Source organism: Pseudoalteromonas luteoviolacea (assembly GCF_021654285.1).
Classification (GTDB): Bacteria; Pseudomonadota; Gammaproteobacteria; order Enterobacterales; family Alteromonadaceae; genus Pseudoalteromonas; species Pseudoalteromonas luteoviolacea_J.
On sequence record NZ_JAKFZS010000070.1, the window covers coordinates 1 to 4,392 of the forward strand.

The window sequence follows — 4,392 nt, forward strand, 5'->3', positions numbered from 1 at the left end:
AATTAACAAGCCGCACCTTCAACAGCCAACACACAGAAGTAATGATTAAAGCCAAGGCGATCAACACGATGAACAGGCTAGGTATGCCTGAATATTGGTAAAAATAATAAGGCCTCAGTAAAGGCCTATTTGATCAACAAGGCCTTTATGTGGACACAAGAACCGTATAGCTCTGTTGCCAAAAAGTTTGAGGTCTATCCAACTTGTGAAGACTGGATGGATTATCTTGTTGTTGAAATGCCGCTCTATAAATTTTATTTATCCTCCTGCCGCAATATATGGCCATTGCTAACTCAAGAGGAAAGTAGAAAAGGCATAGAGCTTGCTGAAGGATTTGTCGCTGGAAAAGTAAAGTGGGATTCTATTAGCGAATATAATTGGCATGTTGAAGGAGCTGCTTTCTGTTTTGAAGACCCACCAGACCAAGAAAGAATTGATATTTGGATTAAAGAGGTAGAATGTCAGTCATCAGACCTTATTAATAAAATCAGAAATGAAGATGAAGAAAAAATCAGTACTCAAGAATTGTTGAAACAAGCGGCATACTTTGCAGACTACGCTATGATTTATCCTTCAATTCAACCAAAAGGTTTGCCCTGTGACGAGTTTAATAGATTCCTATGTCCTAAATTACTTAAGCAGCATGTTAATTATCCTGTGGTGTAGCAGTCTGTATGCCTAACAGGTCATTTCAGTAGGACAAAAAACAGCTGGTTTTTGCTCGTACCTCGTTTACTTTAACCAACAATTTGATTGCCTCTGAATGAGGTGTTAGGAGTTTCTTCAGATGGTGCCTTTTAAAAAAGTCTTATTTAAACAAAAATGTTACTGGGTGTCAGAATTACAGGTTGATGCTTTAGTTCCTTCCGTGGTGTTAGAGTTAATCTGTGATCCCAAAACAAATGAAAAAGAATGTGATGTTACTTTAAATTCAGTTTATGACCTAAATGTTCAGTATTACGGAGAGCCTGATGATACGAAGGATGAATATCTGTGCATTCTGATTGATGTGGCAGATAAAATAATAGATGGTAAACACTATTATAATATTGCTACGGATACTGTTGATGTTTCTTTTTATACTGCTGAAATTCCAAAAATTAACTGGGTCAACTCAGATAAAGAGTACAAAAGATGGGAAAGTGAAAGAATAGTTTGGGATAAAAATACCTAACAAAAAATTTAAATTCGGGCAAAATTAAGTTGGCTGGTTTCGCTCCGATTCACATCATAGCCAAGCAAACTTTGTCTTTTAACGGAGGCGTTATGACTAAAGGAATCGTTAACATGCGTCGTATTATCCCGATCTTTCTTGCTCTTGTTCTTCTACAAGGCTGTGATGCTGCTGATGACATGATCGGCATGTTCGAGAAACAAGAACTCGCTCAAGAGTTAATTAAGTCCAAATATGGCTGGGAATCTCAGCTTGGCTTTAGCATTGATAATGGCACCCTCACGCAAGTAACTATAATACTTGAGGCTGACGAAGTCCGAGGGGAAACAGTAGAGAACCTAGAAAAAGTCACTAACGAAGTCGTCTCAAGCGTCTTCAAGAGCACCCCAAAAGCTATTTACATTCAAATTGCCAGCCAACCTGAATCACAGTTATAACAATCCAATGAGTCTGACCCAGTAAGCGCCGCTGGGTCGGCTAGAGCCCGCAAAGTGTGGCGGAGATCACTGATTAGTTTATTGGGGCGTTAGGAACACAGAGGATTATGAGTATTACTAATTTCTGTAGTTAGATTTATCTTGTAAAAGTGTCTGTCCAACACGCTGTTTGAAAGTTGTGAGGAGCATTTCTTGCTGCAATTGTTCTCACATTCGGAGTCGTCCCTACAACAGCGGTGCGTGAATAGACAGCTAAGATTAAAGCTCTACATAAAGGTGGACTCATCAAGTCATATAGTTGCAAACAAAATGTCGATGATATCAACTAAGTTTTTGTAGATGTTATATCGAGTAAATTTGACACGGCTATGTTGTTAATGGCTCGATTTTTCGTGATATTTTAAAGACTAACCCTTTTGTATTGATAGCTTGAAAAACATAACAAAAATCAAGTATGACTAAAAAGTTTTACTTAGCTTGTGGCTTGCTATTTTAGCAAAACTATTTAGTCTGAAATTTGGGTGTTAGCAGTTTAAAATACACATCGAAGATTTTGAATTTTAATCATTTTACACTTCAATTTTTAGCAAACTTACGCGACAAATTTGTCTTTAAGAAATCTCCACTCTATTCCTTGTCTCTATATATCTAAATATCCTTCTTAATTTTATTTTATTTTCTTAATTATATCTGCAATATCTTCAGTGCTTATAAAGCCGGGTACTGCTTCTCCATTGGCAAATAAAATGGTTGGCGTGGCGCTAAAGCCAAATTTTTGCGCCAAAGTTTTTTGAGTATTGAGGTTGTTAATACATTCTGGAGTTGCTTGAAGGTTTGTTTTAAAATGCCCCGTATGCATTGCAGAGTCCATCGCTGCTTGCGGGTTTGTGGCGCACAGTGCATTCACGGTTTTATTGAAAGCTTTACTACCCTCTTTTCCTCTCGGTAGCATGACATAATCGACGCTGATGCCTAGCTGGTTTAAGTCTTTAATTTGAGAGTGGAGTTTTCTGCAATATGGACAGTCAATATCGGTAAAAATAGTTATTTTATGTCGTTCTTCTGTTGCTGAGTAGGTGAGTAGTAGCGCTCTTGGAATAGACGCGAGTAGTGTTTGTCTATGATGTTGATTTGCCTGTTCAATTAGATCTGTGTTTGTAGTGGTGTCGATCACTTTACCCCAAAATAAGTGTTGCCCATCTTTACTGGCTAGTAAGATTTGATTGTCGATTGTGACGCGCTCAAAAGCGTCATTAAATGATGTTATTTCAAAGCTTGCCTCAGGGCCAAGCATTCGAAGTAGTTTTGCACTTAGAACTGGGTTTGAGTAATTAGGTGATTGATTAGTAGGGGCCTCTGCGGATTCTGCATTAGGGCTTGTGAAAGATAAAGTAGCAAACGCTAAAATTGATAATCGATTAAATGCTTTCATTGGCTGCTCTCAATATTAGATAAATAAATACCTTTATAAAGTGAGCTGCACATTTTATGTCAGTATAAATGACTATAAGTTTCTATAATTATATATATTAACTTAATTATCATATATTTACGTATAAGTGGTGAATTGCCTGATGCCTATTAACTGGGCAGTAAATTCAACGTTCTCACACTCTAGTTTTGAAGTTACAGAGTCTTTAAGTTCTTTACAAAGTTGCGCATATTCGATCTTTTCTATTTTGTTTTCTGTGTTACTTGATAGGGCCTCTTCACTGTTGATTTGCATGTGTAACTTTGAGTTAAATGGTTTATCTTGCTGTTTACTGACTAAGGCTGCGATTTGTTGCTCGAACATGTATGCACTGCAGATTGCAAACCCTTCTTCAGCGGACTCTTTTCCTTGAATTGCAAAATCTAGCGCATCTTTAAAGTTATGCTGCATTGTGGCTATTCTGCTCAATAAAGAAAGTGCTTGTCCTCGGTAATAACTTTGTGATTCATTTTCTAGAACTAGTTCATGTGCTAATTGCTTAGCATGGGCTAGCTGCTGTTGACTGAATTTTATTTCAGCTAACAGTAGCTTGGCTTCTTGGGAGTAGGGGTTTTCTTTTAGGCTGAACTCCAGCCATTTTTGAGCTGTTGCGTAGTCTTGTGAGCGATAAGCATCAACTGCATTTGTATAGCTGCTAAAAGCTGGTGGTAAAATAGGCTCAAAAGCATTGTCTTCTTGAATTAAAAAGCTCGTTGAGGTGATACCAAAAATGGCTAGGCATGCAGCAATGGCATAGTTTGTCACTTTATTTGACTTTTTTACTGCGAGTTGGTCGATAGAAGCCAGCCAATAATAGCCATGATTAGGTTGAGTGCGAATAAGGTTTTTGTCGGGCGCGAGCTTACGTATTTCACTGATCACTTGAAAAAGGCGGTAATCTTGGTGTTGTGATTTGCCCCATAAAGCAGTATGTAATTCATCTTTGGTGATAAGAGTTTGCGGGTTATTAATAAACATCTCTATTGCTTGCGCTGTTTTAGGTCGGATATGAATGGTTTTACCTGACTGGCATAATTGATAGCTTTGATCACAAAAAGTAAAGTCTAAGAATTTAAAAGTTGCCACACGTTATCCTTTTTTCGCAAGTTATATGACCTTTATAATGCTTAATTTATGTGGGGGCAAGTTGGTAAAGCTTCTAAAAGCTATTTAAATAGGGCTGCGCATGTACCTTAAATTAATTGTCCGACGATTCTCTTTTACGTAGTTCAATTACAATTAAGTAAATCTATAGTGTTTTGAGGTTTTCTGTTCAATAAAACGAACCTGACAGTAAGAAGTAATAACAG

General features: G+C 37.4%; 5 protein-coding genes. 3 read left to right on the plus strand and 2 right to left on the minus strand.

Annotated features, from left to right (window positions below; translation table 11 throughout):
* Positions 1-147 precede the first annotated feature (147 nt).
* The 3 genes from L1077_RS26980 (at position 148) to L1077_RS26990 (ending at position 1,611) form a co-directional block, all read left to right on the plus strand.
* Complete coding sequence (locus L1077_RS26980; protein ID WP_237139854.1) at positions 148-666, plus strand: hypothetical protein; 519 nt, start codon at positions 148-150, stop codon at positions 664-666.
* A gap of 121 nt (positions 667-787) precedes the next feature.
* Positions 788-1,174 carry a hypothetical protein gene (locus L1077_RS26985; protein WP_237139855.1) on the plus strand — a complete coding sequence of 129 codons (387 nt, stop codon included), beginning with the start codon at positions 788-790 and terminating at the stop codon, positions 1,172-1,174.
* Positions 1,175-1,266: 92 nt separating this feature from the next.
* The gene (locus tag L1077_RS26990; RefSeq protein ID WP_237139856.1) at positions 1,267-1,611 is read left to right on the plus strand and encodes a hypothetical protein; all 345 of its coding nucleotides are present in this window, start codon (positions 1,267-1,269) and stop codon (positions 1,609-1,611) included.
* A gap of 667 nt (positions 1,612-2,278) precedes the next feature.
* On the opposite strand, the gene L1077_RS26995 is transcribed toward L1077_RS26990, so the two are convergent.
* Positions 2,279-3,043, minus strand: coding sequence for a DsbC family protein (locus L1077_RS26995; RefSeq protein WP_237139857.1), 765 nt, complete (start codon positions 3,041-3,043; stop codon positions 2,279-2,281).
* Positions 3,044-3,160: 117 nt separating this feature from the next.
* Entirely contained in the window at positions 3,161-4,168 is a 1,008-nt protein-coding gene (locus tag L1077_RS27000; RefSeq protein ID WP_237139858.1) for a winged helix-turn-helix domain-containing protein, read from the minus strand.
* Between the last annotated feature and the right edge of the window lie 224 nt (positions 4,169-4,392).

Excerpts from the sequence above, each read along its gene's own strand:
- L1077_RS26980 (WP_237139854.1), top strand. The coding sequence starts at position 148 with ATGTGGACACAAGAACCGTATAGCTCTGTTGCCAAAAAGTTTGAGGTC.
- L1077_RS26985 (WP_237139855.1), top strand. The coding sequence starts at position 788 with ATGGTGCCTTTTAAAAAAGTCTTATTTAAACAAAAATGTTACTGGGTG.
- L1077_RS26990 (WP_237139856.1), top strand. The coding sequence starts at position 1,267 with ATGACTAAAGGAATCGTTAACATGCGTCGTATTATCCCGATCTTTCTT.
- L1077_RS26995 (WP_237139857.1), bottom strand. The coding sequence starts at position 3,043 with ATGAAAGCATTTAATCGATTATCAATTTTAGCGTTTGCTACTTTATCT.